The 19,233-nt window shown below is 68.3% G+C and carries 13 protein-coding genes and 4 pseudogenes; 9 read left to right on the top strand and 8 right to left on the bottom strand.

The window, feature by feature from the left end:
* Positions 1-1,484: 1,484 nt before the first annotated feature.
* The 4 genes and pseudogenes from E0F75_RS35610 (at position 1,485) to E0F75_RS35595 (ending at position 6,123) form a co-directional block, all read left to right on the top strand.
* Positions 1,485-4,148, top strand: coding sequence for a fibronectin type III domain-containing protein (locus tag E0F75_RS35610; protein ID WP_229315107.1), 2,664 nt, complete (start codon positions 1,485-1,487; stop codon positions 4,146-4,148).
* A 223-nt stretch (positions 4,149-4,371) separates the two neighbouring features.
* Entirely contained in the window at positions 4,372-4,773 is a 402-nt protein-coding gene (locus E0F75_RS35605) for a hypothetical protein (protein WP_229315106.1), read from the top strand.
* Positions 4,774-5,377: 604 nt separating this feature from the next.
* Positions 5,378-5,678 (top strand): annotated as a pseudogene (locus tag E0F75_RS35600) (IS630 family transposase); the annotation flags it as partial.
* Positions 5,679-5,832: 154 nt separating this feature from the next.
* A complete protein-coding gene (locus tag E0F75_RS35595; protein ID WP_229315118.1) occupies positions 5,833-6,123 on the top strand; it encodes a hypothetical protein in 291 nt (96 codons plus the stop codon).
* Between the two features lie 48 nt (positions 6,124-6,171).
* On the opposite strand, the pseudogene E0F75_RS35590 reads toward E0F75_RS35595, so the two are convergent.
* Both E0F75_RS35590 and E0F75_RS40815 read right to left on the bottom strand, forming a co-directional pair.
* Positions 6,172-6,621, bottom strand: a pseudogene (locus E0F75_RS35590) (transposase); the annotation flags it as partial.
* Positions 6,608-6,784, bottom strand: a pseudogene (locus E0F75_RS40815) (transposase); the annotation flags it as partial. The pseudogenes E0F75_RS40815 and E0F75_RS35590, both read right to left, overlap by 14 nt.
* A 330-nt stretch (positions 6,785-7,114) precedes the next feature.
* Between E0F75_RS40815 and E0F75_RS35585 the strand changes: the two are divergent.
* Positions 7,115-7,564 (top strand): hypothetical protein, encoded by a 450-nt coding sequence (locus E0F75_RS35585; protein ID WP_229315105.1) that lies wholly within the window; start codon positions 7,115-7,117, stop codon positions 7,562-7,564.
* 106 nt (positions 7,565-7,670) lie between these two features.
* Here the strand turns inward: E0F75_RS35585 and E0F75_RS35580 are convergent, their stop codons facing one another.
* Complete coding sequence (locus tag E0F75_RS35580) at positions 7,671-8,555, bottom strand: IS5 family transposase (RefSeq protein ID WP_229315116.1); 885 nt, start codon at positions 8,553-8,555, stop codon at positions 7,671-7,673.
* Positions 8,556-9,213: 658 nt separating this feature from the next.
* Here E0F75_RS35580 and E0F75_RS40810 point away from each other — a divergent pair.
* Positions 9,214-11,283: an N-acetylmuramoyl-L-alanine amidase gene (locus E0F75_RS40810; RefSeq protein WP_374115491.1), complete on the top strand. Its 2,070-nt coding sequence runs from the start codon at positions 9,214-9,216 to the stop codon at positions 11,281-11,283.
* Positions 11,284-11,430: 147 nt separating this feature from the next.
* Here the strand turns inward: E0F75_RS40810 and E0F75_RS35565 are convergent, their stop codons facing one another.
* The 3 genes and pseudogenes from E0F75_RS35565 to E0F75_RS35555 form a co-directional block, all read right to left on the bottom strand.
* On the bottom strand, positions 11,431-12,429 hold the full coding sequence (locus tag E0F75_RS35565; protein WP_229315104.1) for a LacI family DNA-binding transcriptional regulator: 999 nt from the start codon (positions 12,427-12,429) through the stop codon (positions 11,431-11,433).
* A gap of 490 nt (positions 12,430-12,919) precedes the next feature.
* Positions 12,920-13,204, bottom strand: a pseudogene (locus E0F75_RS35560) (transposase); the annotation flags it as partial.
* A 490-nt stretch (positions 13,205-13,694) separates the two neighbouring features.
* Positions 13,695-14,834, bottom strand: a complete 1,140-nt coding sequence (locus tag E0F75_RS35555) for a CdaR family transcriptional regulator (protein WP_229315114.1) — start codon at positions 14,832-14,834, stop codon at positions 13,695-13,697.
* Positions 14,835-14,966: 132 nt separating this feature from the next.
* Here E0F75_RS35555 and E0F75_RS35550 point away from each other — a divergent pair, with 132 nt between their 5' ends.
* Positions 14,967-15,977 (top strand): ferredoxin reductase, encoded by a 1,011-nt coding sequence (locus E0F75_RS35550; protein WP_229315113.1) that lies wholly within the window; start codon positions 14,967-14,969, stop codon positions 15,975-15,977.
* 7 nt (positions 15,978-15,984) lie between these two features.
* The gene (locus E0F75_RS35545) at positions 15,985-17,103 is read left to right on the top strand and encodes an acyl-CoA desaturase (protein ID WP_229315103.1); all 1,119 of its coding nucleotides are present in this window, start codon (positions 15,985-15,987) and stop codon (positions 17,101-17,103) included.
* Positions 17,104-17,117: 14 nt separating this feature from the next.
* Here E0F75_RS35545 and E0F75_RS35540 read toward each other — a convergent pair whose 3' ends face one another.
* Both E0F75_RS35540 and E0F75_RS35535 read right to left on the bottom strand, forming a co-directional pair.
* On the bottom strand, positions 17,118-17,504 hold the full coding sequence (locus tag E0F75_RS35540) for a hypothetical protein (RefSeq protein WP_229315102.1): 387 nt from the start codon (positions 17,502-17,504) through the stop codon (positions 17,118-17,120).
* Between the two features lie 217 nt (positions 17,505-17,721).
* Positions 17,722-18,459 (bottom strand): VOC family protein, encoded by a 738-nt coding sequence (locus E0F75_RS35535; RefSeq protein ID WP_229315101.1) that lies wholly within the window; start codon positions 18,457-18,459, stop codon positions 17,722-17,724.
* 356 nt (positions 18,460-18,815) lie between these two features.
* Here E0F75_RS35535 and E0F75_RS35530 point away from each other — a divergent pair, with 356 nt between their 5' ends.
* Positions 18,816-18,992, top strand: a complete 177-nt coding sequence (locus E0F75_RS35530) for a CsbD family protein (protein WP_229315100.1) — start codon at positions 18,816-18,818, stop codon at positions 18,990-18,992.
* The last annotated feature ends 241 nt before the right edge of the window (positions 18,993-19,233 follow it).

Genomic DNA, 19,233 nt, shown 5'->3' with positions numbered 1-19,233 from the left:
CGACCGAGGGGCTGTTCGAGAACTGGGCCCGAGGGAGGGCACTCGACCCTGTGTCACCGCTGCCCTCCCAGATCGCACTCGTCCGCCAGGGATGGACAGGACCGATGACATTCTCACCTCGCGGCGTCAGACGAACTGGCCTTGGCGGTCGGCCGCTGCCCTAGGCGCTGGCCCTCGGTCGGCGCCGTGTCCACATGAGAATCGGCACCGCTCACCGCCGCGGCTTCGGGAGACTCAGCCAGCCACATCTGCCAGCCCGGCGGAGGCGGCGGCCACGAGGGGTCGGGCTGCCAGCCTTCCGTAGGAACCCAGCCGTGGGGCAACGGCCAGTTCGGCGGTGGGTTGAACCGAAATCCGCTCACGCTCACTCGTACACTCCCCCGACTCACCCACCCTGGCACCGCTCGCGGCACACCCTGAGCAACTCGCGATCATGCCGCGCAGGCTGCCGGGAGGACGGCCCATCACGAAGATCGGCGCAAAAGGCACCTTGGCCAGTCTCCGAGCGCGACAACCTCAGATAGCGACGGCGACTGGCTCGTCACCCCAGCTGCCGCTGTTCTTCCTGTCATGGCCGGCCAGCAGTCGGCGGTCCCGGGCCCGGTTCTGATCAAATGTCCGCTGCCTATCACCCCGTCGATTGGCAACCGATCCCTCCTGGCCCAGTCGTACCACTGGGACGACGTCGTCGACGTCGCAGGCTTCGATGCCGACGGAGATGGCTGGGGTGGCGGCGAGAACGGTGCTCCGGCGCAGGACGGTAAGGCAGCTGGTCCAGGCGATGAGCCACTGGTAGTGGCCGCTGTGATGCTGAGGCTGGTGTGGCTCGGAGCCGGGAGGAGACCTGGCACGATGCACCGGACAGAGCCTGCGGCGGGCGGCTGGTAGCGATCGCGAGGTCGACGAGAACATCGGCATGCATCTCGGGCCCGCGTGCGCGATTGGGGACGCCTTCTGCACGTCCCACACATCCTGTCAGCGTTCGCAGGACTGGTCCACCGGTCACTCAGGTGCACCGCCAGCCCGCAGGAGGCGTGCGGCCACGCAGGGCCACGGGTCACCTTCTGTTCCGGCGGCAAGGTGCTGAAGCCGACTACGAGTTCGGGATCGGGTTCGGATCCGCACTGCCCACCTCACCGGCATGATTCCGTCTCGACAGTGGTGGGATGCTGTAGCTGCCATTGCGGCTATGCGATGGGGATCTACACGACAAAGGGGTCGTGCAGAGATCCGGCACAACCATGCAGGTGCGGCGACCAACCCACTGACTGAGGTCCCGGGCGGTTATGCCGACGGCCATCCGTTCATCACCGGACTGTTCAAGCCGCTGTCAGCTCACACGCCAGCGTCGCGAACACGGTGCCGCGGAAATCTCGAAGGGAACATGAATCGACATGCGTTTATGGCGACGTACGTCAGAAACGGTCCGCAAGCGACGTGGGGCGAGGGTATCCACCAGGCGCCGCAGCGTCGCTGTGACCTTGATGGTTTCACTGACCTTGCTGCTCGGCACGGTCGCCGGGCCCGCAGCGCCCCCGGGCTTTGCGGTCGAGCCTTCTCCCCTGTGCGCCACCCACGCCACGTCCTTCGCCACCGAGGGCGAGCAGGGAGCGCCGGTGACGGTGCGGCTGGGCTGCGCCAAGGACGCGGGGGGTCTCCGCTCGCTCGCGGTGAACGACGACGACCTGGTCATGGCCATCGACTTCCTGCCTACTGCCGAGGGTCGCCAGCACGTGCGCGACTTCATGCGGGCCCTGGTCGACCAGACCCGTGCTGATCAGACCGCGGGCATGACGCTGGGGGCCTCGTTCACCAAGCGGGCCCGGGAGCACAGCGTCGGGATCTATCCGCCGCAGGAGGGGAGCGGCGACTTCGAGGGCACGGTGCACGCCGTGGAAGACAGCCTCGTGATCGTCGCTTCGACCGGTGCCGTCGGCTTCGGGGCGACCCCGATGCAGAAGTTCATCGCCAGCGGTGTCGCGTGGGCGGTCACCGGCCTGGTCTGGGGCGGGTGCATGGCCGCCTTCAACGTCGGCGCGCCCGCTGCCGCTCCGGTGTGCGGCGCCGTTTCCGAGGGGTTGGGCACACTTGTCGGCGAGTTGCTCAACGCCTACTACGACGACAGGTCGCTCGGCGACGCAGATGTCTGGGCGGGGGCGCTGGCTGCGTCGTTCTGGCCGACCGTGAAGGGTGCTTTCCAAGGAGCGTTGCTGACGTGGACCTCGGAGCGCGGTGCCAATGCCGTCGCCCAGGTGCAGCAGGCCCTGCGCAACTTCGGGACGAAGATCAAGTACTTCGGTTCGGTCCTGCCCTACATGGCCGGCGCGATGGAGGGCCTGGCGCCGAAGCTGCTGGCATCGCTGGAACGGCTCCAGCGGGGTGTCGGCGGCACCAGCACCCCCATGCGGGTGATGGTGGTGGGCGATTCCATGACCCAGGGCATGGAGGGCGACTGGACCTGGCGGTACCGGCTGTGGGAGTGGTTCCGCGACCAGCACGTCGACGTCGACTTCGTCGGCCCGTACCAGGGCACCAAGCAGCAGGCGGACCCGACCGGGCCTCCCGCGCCGCCTCGTCTCCAGGGGGAGGTGCTGGAGAACCCCTCCGTCGCGAATCCTCCCGTCACGGGGGCGTACGCGCAGGGTGTGCGGGCGGGTTTCGACAGCGATCACTTCGCCGTGTGGGGACGGCAGGCCGCCCAGGACAAGGACCTGATCGGGCCTCTGGTGGCCCAGTACAAGCCTGACCTTGTGCTGTTCGGCATCGGGTTCAACGACATGGGCTGGCTGGTCAGTGACGCGACCGGCACGTTGGACAGCATGAAGACTCTCGTCGACCGGGCCCGCGCCGCCAAGGGGGACATCCGTTTCGCCGTGGCGAACGTTCCCATGCGGCCGCTCATCGACGGCCGGCAGGACCTGATCGTCAAGACCAGGCAGTACAACACGATGCTCAAGAACGCGATCCCGTCCTGGAGCACCCTCTCCTCCCCTGTGAAGCTGGTCGACTGGGAGGCGGCGTACGGCTGCGACACAAATACCTGCCCGGGTGGTTACGACGACCTGCACCCCAACGCCCTGGGAGAGTTCCAGATCGCGTCCGCCTTCGAACGCACCCTCCACGACGACTATGGCATCGGCCAGTTCGTGCCCGGCATCCCCACCACGATTCCCCGGCGGCCGATCTTCCCGGTGAACAGCGTCGTGGCGGAGTCCGTCCCGAGCGGGGTGAAGGTGACCTGGTCACCGGTGTTCGGCGCGCGCGGCTACACGGTCCGGTACCGGCTCGCGGGCGCCGCGAACTGGAACGAGACCCACGTCTCGACCAACCGCTACGACACGACCTGGACGGAGGACGGCTGGACCTGGGAGTACCAGGTCAACACCGACAACGGCACCGATGGCGTGTCCGTGTGGTCCGAGACGGTCTCGGCGACCGCGCACCCGGAGACCGCCGCCCCGCCCACGAACGTCTCCACCCGCCCTTCCTCCACCGGCCTCGATGTGTACTGGGACGCGCCGACCGGCGCGCACACGGACAGCATCGACCGGTACGAGATCATCACCTGGGACAAGGACGTGCCGGGCTCCTACATCAACAGCACGGCAGTCAAGGGCACGTACGCGCAGATCGACGGCCTCGTACCGGGCCACCACTATCTCGTAGCTGTGGCGACCTGGAACCAGGCGGGCGGCGGGATGCCCACCGTGGCCAGGTCCGTGACAGTCGGCGCGGGCGTGCCCCCCGTGCCGACGGACGTGAAGATCCAGTCCCTCGACGCCACGACCGTCCGCCTCACCTGGCAGGGCTCGGCCCAGGCGGCCGGATACCGGGTGTGGGTACGCAACGCCACCGCGGGCGGCCCGTTCACGGCGGACCAGTCCACCACCGACACCACCTCGCATGAGATCGCCTTCCTGTTCCCGGGCAACTGGAACTTCGAGTTCTGCGTCTCCGCGTTCAACGGCGCGCTCGAGTCGCACCGTTCCGGCTGCGTCTCGGTCCCCCTCCCGCCCCCGTCGGCCGGCCTCGCCGGGCGCTCCGCGGCCGCCGGCCGCTCACCGGATGCTGTGGAGCAATCCCCCTTGCTGGAAGGCCGTTTCGCCGATCCCGGGCAAGACCTGGTCGCAGCTGCCCCCGGCCGCTGAAGCCGAAGCCCGACCCGCCCTCGCGCGCCCGCGGCCTCACCCGGTCCGCGGGCACGCCTGTGGGGGTCGCTTTCGTGACCCCCACAATCAGGGTTCGGCACACTCCCTATTTCATCCGGGAGCTGCATGATGCGTCCCTACCAACGCAACGTCCTGGGGGGATCACGCGCTTCCGTGCCATCGCAGCCGGCCTCAGCTTCACTGCTCTTCTTACCGTCACCGCATGCGGCAGCGAGCCGGAGCGGGTCGGGATCAAAGACCTCGTGGCATCTGCCTCTGCGGCCGAGGCCGCCAGACAAGACGTGCTTCGGGAGCCGCCCGGCGGCCGGAAGCACCCACCGGCGCCAAGCGCGCCGCGCTCATTGCAGCCCTGCGCAAGGCCGCGCCCGAGACCGTCCGGTACGAGAACGAGGCCATCGAGGCCGCACGCGACCAGTGTCAATCCCTCAACCATGGCGCCTACATGCCCGACTGGTTTGCCTCACAGCACTTCACCTACAAGGACGTGACCACCACCGAAGCTCAGGGCAGGGTCATCAACCAGGCATTGAAGGATTCCGGCTTCTGCGTCATCGAGCAGCAGAGCAACCACCCGATGAGCAGCAATACACCCCACCCCCGCTGACTCCAGGCGCCGATGGCGCCTCCGGGCAAAGCGCAGGCGATGATTGGCGCCATGCTGAAGTTCCGGCACGGACCTGCCGCTCGGTGACCGGGCGAGTGCAGCGGATGCTCCCCACCCCTCGGGGCGGGGAGCATCCCAGGGGACCGCCCTGGTCTGCGTGCAGGCGCGACGCTGCACCGGCCTGCCACTTCACAGAACCCTGGCCTCTGTCGCTCCGCCGCCGCCGTAGCGATCCCTAGCGGCAGCGAGGACGACACCGTGGAAGGGATCAACGCCACGACGGGGCAGCTGAGAGCCATGGAATGGAGTAGCAGTGGGCAGCTACCTCTGTCGCCGTTGACGCTCGCGGCTGCCGGGCGGGGCCGCCGCTGCGTCCGCTGTGGTCGCCGACCAGGAGCAGGGCGAAGGGCACGCTTGTGGCGGTGTAGGCAGCGGTCTGAGCGAGGTATGCGGCCTGCACGTCGCTGTGGGTGAAGGGAATGGTGTGCCGTTTGACTTCGACGGGGAAGCGCGTGCCGGGCTGAGGTTCGTATTCCAGATCGCTCCGCCCGCCGCCGCGGTCGGGCTGCTCGCGGTGGATGGTGCCGTGGGGGAAGGCGCCGACGAGGTCCCGGCTGTCAAGACGTGGCTGCTCGCGCATCCGCGGTTCCACCTGCACTTCACCCCGACCGGTTCGTCCTGGCTGAACCTGGTTGAACCTGGTTGAACGGTGGTTCGCCGAACTCACCAAGAAGAAGCTCCGCAGGGGTGTCCACCGCTCCGTCCAGGCCCTCGAACGCGACATCCAGGACTGGCTCGCCGACTGGAACGACCACCTCCGGCCCTTCGTCTGGACGAAGACCGCCGACGAGATCCTCGACAAGGTCGCCGCCTACTGCCGACGAATCTCTGACTCAGGTCACTAGGGCGTTTCCTTCGGATCAGAGGATCTTCTGTCGCTGACGGGCCGCAGCACCGACGCAGTAGACTCCGCGCTCTTGGTTCAGCGCGCTTGGGGGCGACGTGGCAGGTGGCGGCAACAGCTCTGCGAGAGCGCGGCGTGTCGACTTCGGCGTAACGATGCTGTTTGGCGCGGTGTATGCCAGCGCGTTGTTCCTCGTCGTGACGGGCTTCACCGTGGAACCGAGTGGTTGCGGAGGTCGCTTTCACGCTTCGTGCTCAGGCGAGACGTACTGGCGCCTTGGTGTCGGCTTCAGTCTCATCGCGGTAGTGGCGCCTGTGCTGCACAAGGTTGTGCCGAGTGTCCCGTTCGAGCAGGGCGTCGGCCGAACGGCGGCTATCACCGCTCTGGCGTTGGGTGCAACGGCCGGTATCTCCCTCGCCCTGGCTGTTGTTCGAGCGGTGGCCTGAGCGGTCGAAGGCGGGCGGTCTGCCTCCAGCACTCCCCCGGCGCTTTCGGTGAGCGATCTGATCGGAAGGCTGCGGGATGCCAGTACGCACACCTCGGCGCCGCAGGTGATCGCGGATGGCCCGGGACGAGTACGCCTTGCCGGCGAGGAGCGCCTGCGAAGTGGTGCGGGGCCGCCCGACGAGCCGAGGTGCTCGCAGGCGGGCCGTGACCTGTGCGAAGGCGGGTGCGTCACCGGCCCGACCTGGGGTGAGGTGAAACGCCAGCGGCCGACACCGGCTGTCGGAGGCCAGGTCGATTTTGGTGGTCAGACCGCCGCGGGGGCGTCCGAGGGCATGGTCGCCCGGCTCGCCGACCGGGGACCCTTTCTGACGCGCCCAGGCCGCGTGCTGGTGGGCACGGACGGTCGTGGAGTCGACCGCGACGACCCAGTCCAGATCGCCCTCGGCATCGGCCCGGGCCAGCAGAGCGGCAAAACACCCTCTCCCAGGTTCTGTCAACGGCCCACTTCCGCAGCCGGTTATGGACGCCCTTCCACGACCCGAAGCGCTCAGGCAGGTCCATCCACGGCGTCCCGGTGCGGTACTTGAAGGCGATCGCTTCGATTGCCAGGCGATGATCCCGCCACCGCCCACCCCGCCGAGGCGTCCGATCCGGCAGCATCAGCTCGATCCGACCCGATGGCACGGGCGCCGGACCGGCTGCGCGGAGAGCCGTCCCCAGACGACGGTCGCCGGCACCATCAGCACGGGGTTTCGTGGTGCGCAAGGGCGTCCCCGCGGGTCCGGCGGTAGAAGTCCCCCGGTGCTAGGGGCTGTCCGATGGGTCGTGTGATGTGATCAGAGCCGTGGCTTAAGGCGCAGATGAACTTCTCCGAAGGCGCCGTCGTCGGGCTTGCTGGAGAGCTCGTCGCCAATCCGCCCACGCGTGCCTGCGTCGGCCGATTGAGGAATTCGGTTGCGGTGCATCAGGCGGATGCGGTGATACTCCGGCATGAGTAGAGACGCCGAGGTCATCGTGCTCGCCCGCTGGTCGGACGAGGTGATGGCACCGTTGACCCAGGACGACCCGGAACGCACCTGGCAAGGCCGTTTCGTCCCGATCTCGGGACACCACGGCTACGAGTTCGGATGGGCCCTGGAGCTCGACAAATTGCACCACCGCAAGGGCCTGCTCAGGCACCTGGAATCGCTGGCCTGGCCGCATCCGCATACGGTGCAAGTTCTGCTCCGAGACCAGGACGACCACTGCTTCGGACTATGGATGATCCAGGAAGGACGGCTGATGGAAGTCACCATTCCGCGCACCGAGCGCTTCCACCAGCCGGCACCGCCCACTGAAGACTTCGAAGTCGACCCGGGCGTGCTGCTGCGCACCGACCAAGGCAGGCCTCTGCCCAAACAGACCCCGGAAGCACTCCGCGACACCCGCCCACCCTGGTAGACCGAGTTCGACAGCTCATCTTGGGACGTCGCGCAGTCGATGCGCGCGTACTCAGCGAACCTGCGCCACCACTACCCAGGTGCCGAAAGGCTCCGAACGCGGCGTTTCACTGTGGACGGAGCCATAGCCGGGTAGCAGCCACGGTGACCGTCCCGTGGAAGACGTACGCCCGCTTGTCGAAGCGCGTGGCGACGGCTCGGAAGGTCTTGAGCCGGTTGATGGTCCGCTCGACCTCGTTGCGGCGGCGGTAGATCGTCTTGTCGAAGCCTGTGGGCCGGCCTCCTTGGCTGCCGCGGCGCCGGCGGTTGGCCCGCTGGTCTCTCGGCTCGGGGATCGTGTGCTTGATCTGGCGTCTGCGGAGGTGACGCCGATTACGGCGTGATGAGTACGCCTTATCTCCCCCGATATGGTCGGGCCGGGTGCGCGGTCGTCCACCAGCCTGCCGGGGCACACGGATCTCTTCGAGGACGGGAATCATCTGCGGTGCGTCTCCCCACTGGCCGGGCGTGATGACAAACGCGAGCGGGCGACACCCGCCTTCCCCAGCAAGGTGGATCTTGCTTGTGAGCCCGCCTCGCGAGCGTCCCAGGGCCTCATCGGGACGGTGACGCGCCGGGCCCCTGCACCGACCCGGGATTTCCGGGGCACGGGTGGAGGCACCAGCCGCGTGCTGATGAGCGCGGCAAGTCGTGGAATCGACGCTGACCATGCTCCAGTCGATGCGGCCCTCGGCATCGGCGTCGGCCTGGACGGCCCGCAGGATCCTCTCCCGCGTGCCGTCCGCCGACCACCTGCCATGACGATCGTGAACCGTCTTCCAGCTACCGAAGCAGGGCGGCAGGTCCCGCCAGGGGATGCCGGTCCGCTGCCGGAACAGAATCCCGTTGATCACACGGCGGTGGGATTGCCAGCGGCCACCCCGCCCGCGATTCGTCGGCAAGTGCAGCTCCAGTCGAGCCCACTCTTCATCCGAAAGATCTCCCCGCCCTATGTCCCACGGAACGAGTACCGAACGGGAGCGTCACGCGACCCATCGGACAAGTCCTAGGTGCCCTCCCGGGGGCGAGCCGCCCCGGGAGGGCACCTGGCGGGGCGAGCCGCCCCACACGAGAGCGGCGAGCCCGCGCGTTCCGCACCGACCGATGCAGTTCAGACGCGAACCACAGGCCGCTCCCGGCCAGGGCGAGGCGAACCTCATCCAACGTCGCCACAGCAGCGGGCGAAATCGATTTCAGGCACGACCGCCTCGAAGCATTGAACCCTCCCTACAACTCGCCTTCACCTCAGCGACGTCCACTGAGGGAGCCTCGCGGCCCGCAAGGCCCTCGTCAACCCCATAGCGGCACCTACTCCGAACCAACTAGCGCTTCGAATAGGCGACTTTCACAGAATGTTGACGTGGCCATGACCGCTGTGTACGTTGCCGCCTGAAATCGATTTCAGCGCCTCGCGGGACGCCGTGTCGCATGTCTCCGCCCTGGTTCCGACGCCGCATCACCGTCAGCCGGTCACTGCCCTACGGCGGCCGACGGCTGCCGTGCCGTGCCCGGTTCCAGGCCGCACCACTCCTCGGACCTCTTTGCCCACCAGGTCCGTTCCCCCCCATCCAGGAGGAGAGTTTGTCCAGCACTCGCACACGATGGAGAGGGATGCGCCTCGCCGTCTTCAGCGGCGCCCTCGTCACCACACTCGCGCTCACGGGGCTGCCCTCCGGCGCGGCGCATGCCGATCCCGCCCCGCCGGGCAACGGCACGCTCAACCGGGCATTCGCCCACGCGACCTCCGTCTATCAGGTCCCCCGTGATCTGCTCACCGCCGTCGCGTACGCGGAGACCCATCTCGACGACCACGACGGCGAGCCCAGCCACGCCGGTGGCTACGGGGTGATGCATCTGGTCAGCAACCCGCAGCGCACCACCCTGGAGCTCGCCGCCGAGCTCACCGGCGAACCGGCCGACGCACTGCGCACCGACACCGCGGCCAACATCCACGGCGGGGCGGCCGTCCTGCGTCACTACGCCGACGAACTGAGGCTCGACTCCGAGGACCGCCGGGACATCGACACGTGGTACCCGGTGATCGCGCGGTACAGCGGCGCCCAGGACGACCGCACCGCCAGACTCTATGCCGATACGGTGTACGAGATCCTGGCCCAGGGCGTACGGGCGAGAGCGGATACCGGTGAGCCCGTCAGCCTGGCCCCCCGGCCGGTGGCGCCGGCCCGGGGCCGATACGCGCACGTCCCCTCCCTGGACGACTCCACCGGCGACGCCACCACGCAGCGGGAGGCAGGCAGCCTCAGCGCCGACTACCCGCCCGCCCGCTGGGTTCCCGCCAGTTCGGCGAACTACTCCAGGGGCCGGTCGTCCGCCATCACCAAAGTGGTCGTGCATGTCACCCAGGGCTCGTACGCCGGCACCGTCAGCTGGTTCCAGAACCCGTCCGCAGGGGTGAGCGCCCACTATGTGGTCCGCTCCTCCGACGGCGAGGTGACCCAGATGGTCCGCGACGGCGACACCGCCTACCACGCGCGGTCCGCCAACGCGTACGCCGTGGGTATCGAGCACGAGGGTTACGTCGACAACCCCTCATGGTTCACCGACTCCATGTACAGGTCGTCGGCGGATCTCACCCGCCATCTGGCGAATCGCTACGGCATCCCGAAGACACGGGCGTACATCGTCGGCCACAGCGAGGTCCCGGGCAACGACCACACCGACCCGGGGCGCAACTGGAACTGGAACTACTACATGCAACTGGTCAACGGCGGCAGCCGGCAGATGCTGGGCGGTTCGTCGGCGGACTTCAACGGTGACGGCAAGGACGACGTGGTGACCTTCACCCACGGGTCGGCGGCTGACGTGTACGTGGCGACGGCCACGGGTTCGGCCTTCTCCGGCACGTCGGTCAAGTGGAACGACTACTTCGGACTGACCGGCGAGACGCCGCTGAGCGGGGACTTCAACGGTGACCGGAAGGACGACATCGTCACCTTCACCCACGGCCCCAACAACGATGTGTACGTGGGGCTGTCGAACGGCTCCTCGTTCGGTGGGGGCCAGAAGTGGAACGACTTCTTCGCGCTGAGTGGTGAGGTGCCGGCGACCGGGGACTTCAACGGCGACGGGAAGGACGACATCGTCACCTTCACCCACAACGCCACGGCGGACGTCTATGTCGGGCTGTCGAACGGCTCCTCGTTCGGCGGCGGACAGAAATGGCATGACTTCTTCGCTCCGGCCGGGGAGTTCCCGGCGGTCGGTGACGTGAACGGCGACGGCAGGGACGACATCATCACGTTCACCCAGGGCAGCAACGCCGACGTGTACGTGGCGTTGTCGACGGGCTCGTCGTTCGCTCCGTCGCGGAAGGTGCACGACTTCTTCGCCCCGGGGACGGAACAGCCTCGGGTAGGGGACGTGAACGGTGACGGCAGGGACGACATCGTCACGTTCACCAGCGACGGGAACGCCGACGTGTACGTGGCGTTCTCCGACGGCGCGAACTTCACGGGCGGAGGCAAGGTCAACGACTACTTCGCCCTCCCCGGCGAGTACCCCTACATGGGCGACTACAACGGTGACGGCAAGGACGACATCGTCACGTTCACCCACACCGCCTCGGCGGACGTGTACGTAGGGGTGTCGAACGGCTCCTCGTTCGGCGGTGGCCAGAAGTGGCACGACTACTTCGGGCTGCCCGGCGAGACCACCTTCTGACGAGAAGGACGCGAACGGACAGACCGTGGCGGGGCGTCGGCGAGTGTCGCCGGCGCTCCGACCGCGCATTTGCTCCGGCGGACACGCACGGGAAGGTGGTCGCCGGAGCGTGCTGGTCGGGAACGAGCCGGGAGGAGGCGGGCTTTGTCACGGGCCGGGCGCGGGGCCCGTCGCACTCGAACGGACCTGGAGGCTCGTCTGCATCACCATCGTCTGCTGGGGCCTGTCCTTCCCGGCGATACGTTCCAGCAGCAGGCCGACCGACGCCCGGCCCAGGTCGTACGACGGCAGCCCGACCGTGGACAGCGACGGTGCGACCAGGGACACCCAGGGCGCGTCACCGAAGGACAGCACTCCGAACCGTGGCGGCTCCCGGCCCGCAGCCCGAAGTGCCTCGAGGGCGCCGACCGCCATGAGGTCATTCGTCACGAACACCGCGTCCGGCGGCTCCTCGTTCACCAGCAGGTCGCGCATCGCTTCCCTGCCGCTCTCCGTCCCGGACTCGGCGTACCGGATGAGCTCACGCAACTGCGCCTGGTCCTGGCCTTGTTCACGCAGGTACTCCCCCATGGCCACGCGGTATCCGGTGAGCCGTTCCTCCGCGGCGGAGGTGCCTTCCGGGCCGGTGATGCACGCGACGCGGCGGTAGCCGCTCCGCAGCAGGTGGGCGGTGGCCTGCTCACCGCCGTGCTGGTTGTCGATCACGACGGCGTCGACCGCCGCGCCCAGTGGCCGCCTGTCGACCGCCACCACCGGCATCCCGGTGAACGGGGACAGGTCGGTGCGGCTGCGCGAGGCGGCAGCGATGATCACGCCGGCCATCTGCTCGGCCAGCGCGGTGTCGAGGTAGCGGCGCTCCTTGTCGAGGTCCTCGTCGCTGTTGCACAGGACGACCGAATGGTTCTTCCGCTGGGCGGCGTCCTCGACACCGCGGGCCAGCGAGGCGAAGTAGGGGTTCTCGATGTCCGGGACGATCAGACTGATCACGCTGGACCGCTGCATCCGCAGGGCCCGGGCCACCCGGTTCGGGGCGAAGCGCAACTCTGCCGCGGAACGCAGGACGCGTTCGGCGAGTTCGGCGGTGACCCGTCCGCCGTTGAAGACCCGGGAGACGGTGGCAGCCGACACCCCGGCGGCTCGTGCCACGTCGTTGATCGTTGCCACAGTGGTGAAGAGCCCCTCGTCCGGGCGCGGGAGTCGACCGCGCAACATGTGCAGTGCCCGAGAACTGTACGGGCGGAACACCGGGGTGGACAGCGGTGAGGTACCGCGTCGGTGCCTGCTCGCGGAGGGGCCGCGTGGACGGTCCCGGAGGAACCGGGCGTGGTGACCTGGTGACGTCGGTCCCTCTCCGTGAGAACAGCCGAGCGGTGAACGTTCCAGGCCCTGGCCTTACGACCTGACCCTACGGTCCGCCCCACGGGATGCGGCCGCCGGACAGCGGACGTGACGGCGACGGGACCGAGCCCCGTGGACCACGACCGGATCAAGCCGCCACCCCACTGCGCATCTACGACGCGGTCCGTGCCACGGAACCCGCATGAAGATCATCTCCCGCCCGGCGACGCCACGGCAGCCGCACGTCCCGATCCCTTCACGGCCATCGTCTGGACCCTGGGAGGAGTGTTGATCTTCAGTACTTGATTCCGATCCCCTGGCAGTTCTCCGTCCGGCCCACGGTTCCGGAACATTGCCGCTGGACCCCGGCCGATGCGGTGCCGTTCTTCAAGAACCCGGTGTCGTCCACGATCAGCACCGCTTCGGGATCACCGAGATGCTCGACAACGTACTCACGCACGTCGCTCAGAACCTCTTCCGCGTCCCAGTCGATCCGGTTCAAGAGCCGGTGCATCCGGTCCGGACCCGCATGGGCACACGCCGGAATGCTCCCGGCCCGGCACTCACTCGTGTGGCCCCGGCGCACTGGCGGGTGGATCGGGTCTATAAGTGCAGCCTCGAGTCAGCTGGTGACCTTTCAGCTTGTTGATCTTTATCAACGTTGAAGCCGGGGTCGCCGGAGTGGGCGGGAGGCGCTGAGCGGAGGCGCTGGCGGTCTTCGCCCGCGCGCTGCCGGGACGGCTGCGATGCATGGGGCTGGTAAACGGGGGCCCAGGGGAGGCACTGATGTCCGGATTCGCGAGGAACCCGAAGTCCCCGGCAGCCAAGGAAACGCGGTCCGCTGATCTGCGTCCCTGCGGGCAGCCCAATCGACAGGCCTGCCGGGAAGGGCGACGCACTCGCGTCCCCCACTTGGTTGCGCACTCAACTTAGGGCCGGGGCCGCCTGCTCGTGGAGTGTGACGGGCCCGGCCGAGTGCTAATGAACCGAAAGACAACCCGCCGCAGCAACGAGGTAGAGGGTGGTCCGCGCGAGTGCCGCGGGGACGCGGTCGTAGACGGTCGACGTACGTGTCAGTTGACCCGAAAACCGACCGCCAGCGTCAGTTCAAGGACCCTGTGTGGCGATGCGAGATCCGGAAACAGCTCCCGCAGCTGCGACATCCGGTACCGGACCGTCTGGGGATGGACGAACAACGCCGCCGCCACCTCGTCCCGCCTGCCCTGGTGCAGCAGCCACGCCCGCAACGTCTCCTCCAGCCGCCGTGCGGTCGCGACAGGCAAGGACCGCAACGGCGCGAGGGCTCGGGCACGCAGGTCTGCGAACGCTTCCGCGTCGGCGCTCAGCACCAGCTCGGGCAGGTGTTCCTCGACGTCGCGAATATCGCTGGAGAGGGAGCGCGCGCGTACGGCTCGTGCGTACGAGGCGGACGCACGAGTCCATGGCCGGGCCGGGCCGACCACGGCGGTGCGGTCGGTCAGCTGCCGCAAGAGATGTGATCGGTCGGCATCGGGGACGAGCAGCACACCGGTGGCGTCCGGCAGATCATCGAGGATGAGGGTGCTCGGGTCGAGCGTGCGGTAGGCAGGCCGGGCCTGGGCGGCGGGCAGCAGGACCGCGGTCAGCGAAACCGGAGGCTGCCACCCGGCCCGTTGAGCAGAGGCCAGCAGTACGTCCGGGCTCGCGCCGGCGAGGAGGTCGCGGGCCAAGTGCTCCAGGTGGCGCTCGTGGGCCCTGCCCCGGGCGGCCAGTTCGTCGGCGTGGCCCGCGGCGCTCGCGGCGGAGAGCTCGTCGATGTAGGCGAAGGTCAGCTCGGCGAACTTGGCGACCTCGGCGGCGGGCAGGCCTGCGGGTACGGCACCCGCTGCCAGGCATCGCCAGGCCACGCGGGCGCCGACGCGGTAGGCGCTGAGCAGCGCGTCCATCGAACGGCCGTCGCGCACCTCGCCGCGGCCCAGCTCGTAGGCTGCGTCACCGGCATCGCCGCCTGTGGCGTTCCCGCTCGCGAGGTCCAGGTAGTGCCCCAGGGCGGTGCGGACAGCTCGGCGGATGGTGGCGCCCATGTGGCCCGAAAGGGCGTTGGCGTAGGGAGGGACCTCGTCGATGATCGCCTGGACGACCTCGTCGGCGGTGGTCTTCAGCGCGGCCCGAAGTGCGGTGACCGTCTTCTCATCCAGGGCCAGTTCGCTGGCCCTCCGGATTGCATGGCTCACGATTTTGTTTCCTGCGAACAATTCAGCCGATCAGATTTACGTCTTGCGGTCAGGACTTTACACCTTGAGGCGCAGCAAGCTGGAGTCATGACGAGTGCAGCCCTCCGCAGCAGGGCGTGGAAACTGCTGGAGATGGTCACGACGCCGCTGCTGCCGTCGGACTACCTTGACCTGGTCAGCCCGCTGCGTGCGGGCGCTGACCTGCGTGGGCGCATCGAGGCCGTGCAGCCCGAGACGGGTGACGCCGCGACTATCGTGATCAGGCCGGGACGGGGCTGGCGCGGCCACACAGCCGGTCAGTACGTGCGGATCGGGGTCGACGTCGACGGGGTGCGCCTGTGGCGTGCCTACTCCGTCACTTCGCCGACGAACCGCCAGGACGGCCGCGTCACGATCACCGTGAAGGCGATCCCGGACGGCAAGGTCAGCAACCACCTGGTCCGCAGGGCGAAACCGGGCACGCTGGTCCAGCTCGACCAGCCGACCGGTGACTTCGTGCTGCCGCAGGTCAAGCCCGCCAAGGTGCTGTTCCTGACGGCCGGCAGCGGCATCACGCCCGTGATGGGCATGCTGCGCGACACCGAGTTCGACGACGTCGTCATGGTCCACAGCGCGCCGCAGTCGCAAGACGTGATCTTCCGCGGCGAACTGCACGACCTGGTCGCGGACGAGAAGCTGCGGCTCACCGAGGTGCACACCGACACGGACGGCATGCTCGACATCGCCCGTCTCGACGAACTCGTGCCCGACTGGGCCGAGCGCGAGACCTGGGCCTGCGGGCCCGCGGGCCTGCTCGACGCCGCCGAAGAGCACTGGACCGCGCACGGCGTACAAGAGCGCCTGCACACCGAACGTTTCCGCCCCGGCATCGTCGTCGCAGGCGACGGCGGCGAGGTCACGTTCAGCGCCAGCGGCAAGACCGTCGACGCGGACGGCGCCACGCCGTTGCTGGACATCGGCGAGGAGGCTGGCGTGCTCATGCCCTCCGGTTGCCGCATGGGCATCTGCTTCGGCTGCGTCACGCCGCTCAAGTCGGGCGCCGTCCGCGACCTTCGCACCGGGGAGATCACCGAGGCCGAGCCGGGCGTCCTCATCCAGACCTGCGTGTCCGCCGCGGCGGGCCCCTGCGACATCGAACGGTAGGAGCACCTTGACCGCCATCGACCCCACCGCCCACCTGACCGCGGAGCAGATCGAGGAGCTCGGCCGCGAGCTGGACGCGATCCGCGACGAGGTGATCGCCAGTCGCGGTGAGAAGGACGCCGCCTACATCCGCAAGGTCATCTCGGCGCAGCGCAAGCTCGAGCTGGTCAGCAGGGGTGTGCTGCTGTTCTCGATCTTCCCGCCCGCGTGGGTGATCGGCACCGCCGGTCTGTCCGTGGCGAAGATCATGGACAACATGGAGATCGGCCACAACATCCTGCACGGCCAGTGGGACTGGATGCGGGACCCGAAGATCCACTCCACCACCTGGGAGTGGGACCACGTCTCACCGTCCGAGCAGTGGAAGCACTCGCACAACGAGCTGCACCACACCTACACCAACGTGATCGGCAAGGACAACGACCTCGGCTACGGCATCATGCGCGTCGACGAGGACCAGAGGTGGCACCCGTTCCACCTCGGCCAGCCGCTGTGGAACTTCCTCAACGCCTGCTTCTTCGAGTACGGCATCGCGGCGTACGACCTGGAGCTCGGCAAGAACCTGACCAAGCGCCGCCGCAAGAACCCGGAGTTCCGCGCGCGCGCCAAGGCCGTGGGCCGCAAGATCCGCAAGCAGGTGCTCAAGGACTACGTGATCCACCCGCTGCTCTCGGGCCCGTCGTTCCTCCCCACGCTCGCCGCCACGTTCACCGCGAACCTGGTCCGCAACATCTGGACCCACTCGGTGATCATGTGCGGGCACTTCCCCGAGGGCGTGAAGGTCTTCGAGCGCCGGTCGATCAAGGGCGAGACGCGCGGCCAGTGGTACCTGCGCCAGATGATGGGTTCGGCGAACATCAGCGGCAGCAGGGCCATGCACTTCATGACCGGCAACCTGTCGCACCAAATCGAGCACCACCTGTTCCCGGACCTACCGAGCAACCGGTACGCCGAGGTCGGGGTAAAGGTGCGCGCGCTGTTCGAGAAGTACGAGCTGGAGTACGTCACCGGGCCGCTGCCCAAGCAGGTGTTCTCCGCGTGGCGCAAGGTCTTCCGGCTCTCACTGCCGAACAAGAAGCCCAGGGTCGAAACGCCGGACCGCGAGCAGGAGCTCGTCGCGGCCTGATTCCCGGTATTGGTTCAGATCTTTCGGCCGTACCGGCGGCACCGCCGGACCGGCCAGCGACGAGCGTCCGTGCCGCCCGTCAGATCCGCAGCCAGTACCGGCGCCGCCAAGGCCAGGGCACTCTGACACGGGCCGACCCCGAGGGTGTACTGGGCTTCGGCGAGCTTTCCGGCCACCGGATCGTTGGACCACCACAACGCCTGGGCGTCATTGCCCCCGCCCAGGGACACCGAAGCGCCGGTCACGTCCAGCAGGTCCACGCACGCCCGGCACAGCGCGGCCGGGGTGTCGAGGCCCGTGGCGCCCGTCATCGATTCTGCGAGGCCCTGCGAAAGCCGCTTGAGGTCCGCCTCGCCGAACGGCGGACTCGACCCTTCGGGGAGGGCAGAGAAGTCCCCCACGGCAGCCCACCTCCCACGCTCGCCCCTGGCATCCATTCTCACCCACCGGCTACCCGCCCCGACAGCCGCGACACCGCAGACACAGACCTCGGAAGCCGCGGCATCGGTATGGGAGCTCAGCTGACTCACCGCTGGGCGACATCGATCGGCTGCTACCCCCGCTCCTTCGAAGCCGCCCGCCCCACGTGCGGGCTCCGGTTCCGAGGCGGTGGAGGCTTCAGGGGAACGTGCCCTGGGGTGCTACGACGGTGAACTGCGCTCCGTCGGGGTCGGTGAGGTTGACCCACCGGCTCGTCGTGGACGTACCCACAGGGGCGACGGCCCCACCTCCCAGCCCGTTCGTGGCCTCGATCGCCTCTTCCAGGTCCGGTACGGGAAAGTGAACGTGCCAGCGCGGGCGGATCGAGGGGTCCGGAGCCGCGCCGACCGCTCCGCCGCTGATGCGCGCGACGGTGTCGTGGCCGTGGCGCAGGACGACGTGGTCGTGTTCGTGGGACGCCACACAGCAGCCGGATCCTCCCCCTGCCCAGTCGAGAACCTCCCCGTAGAAGATCGAGGCTTCGGAAGCGTCGCGTGTGTGCAGTTCCAGCCAAGCTGGGGCACTGCCACGGCCCACCGACCAGTCCGGGACGACAGTGCCCTGCCAGAACCCGAAGACTGCTCCGGCGGGGTCGGCGGCCAGTCCGGCCCGGCCGGTGCCGAAGGCGAGGGGGCCTACCGCCATGGTCGCCCCGCGTTCACGGATCTGTGCCGCGGCGATGTCGGCGTTCACGACGGCGAAGTACGGCGTCCATGCCACGGGCATGTCCAGACGCTCGGCGAGTGCGCCGATTCCCGCGACGGGAACGCCCTCATGGAGAGCGACCGAGAATCCGCCCCCGAGGCTGCTGGCACGGAATTCCCAGCCCAGGACGCCGGAGTAGAAATGCTGCGCGGCGGCCAAGTCCCGTGCCATCAGACTGACCCAGCACGGGGCGCCTGCGATCTCATCACTCGACGTCGACATAGCCATCACCTCGGATGACTCAACAGAACGGGATGCTTCCACCGTAATCCTGAGAAGGGAGTCGGAGTGCGAGACGGCGCCGCGTGCGGGTGGTAGCCGGCCGAGAGCTTGATGATCGACACCGAGCAGACGCGAGAGGGCGGGCCCGCCAGGGCAGCGGCGGCGGCAAGTCTCTGCACGTCCTCTGGGCCGCGTCGGGTGATCAGAGGCGATGGGGTGCGCCTGGCGGCCGACCTGGCAGGCGAAATGTATCTATCCGTTCTAATTTGTCATCGTCACCTATTCCCCACAGAGAAGGACAGGTCATGGCTGACAAGGGCCGCACGGACAAGATCAAGGGCAAGGCGAAGGAAGCGGTCGGCAAGGTGACCGGGAACGACCGAATGAAGGCCGAAGGGCAGATGGACCAGGTTGAGGGCAAGGCGAAGGAAGCCGCGTCCGATGCCAAGGACGCCCTGCGCGGCAAGCGCGACGAACGCTGAACCAGCCGCTGAAGGAAGGGCCCGCTTCCCAAGGAGGCGGGCCCTTCTGGCAGAGCAGCTCCTGCCATTCGTCGGCGGAGACGCGGGAACTCCCCAGCCGTGGCAACGTCCGGGCCCGGAGTACTTCCGGGCTGAACGAACCGCGGAAGCACCGAGGCGTCGAACCCCAGATCATCCAGCTCCAGGCCGAGCGCGTACTTCAGGTCCCTGCCGTACCACCCCCGGTGCGCCGGCCGCCCGG

It is taken from the genome of Streptomyces sp. CB02980, from assembly GCF_014451325.2.
In the GTDB taxonomy this organism is placed as follows: Bacteria; Actinomycetota; Actinomycetes; order Streptomycetales; family Streptomycetaceae; genus Streptomyces.
Note: the sequence above shows the minus strand (reverse complement) of the source record. Positions and strands in the feature narration are given on the sequence as shown.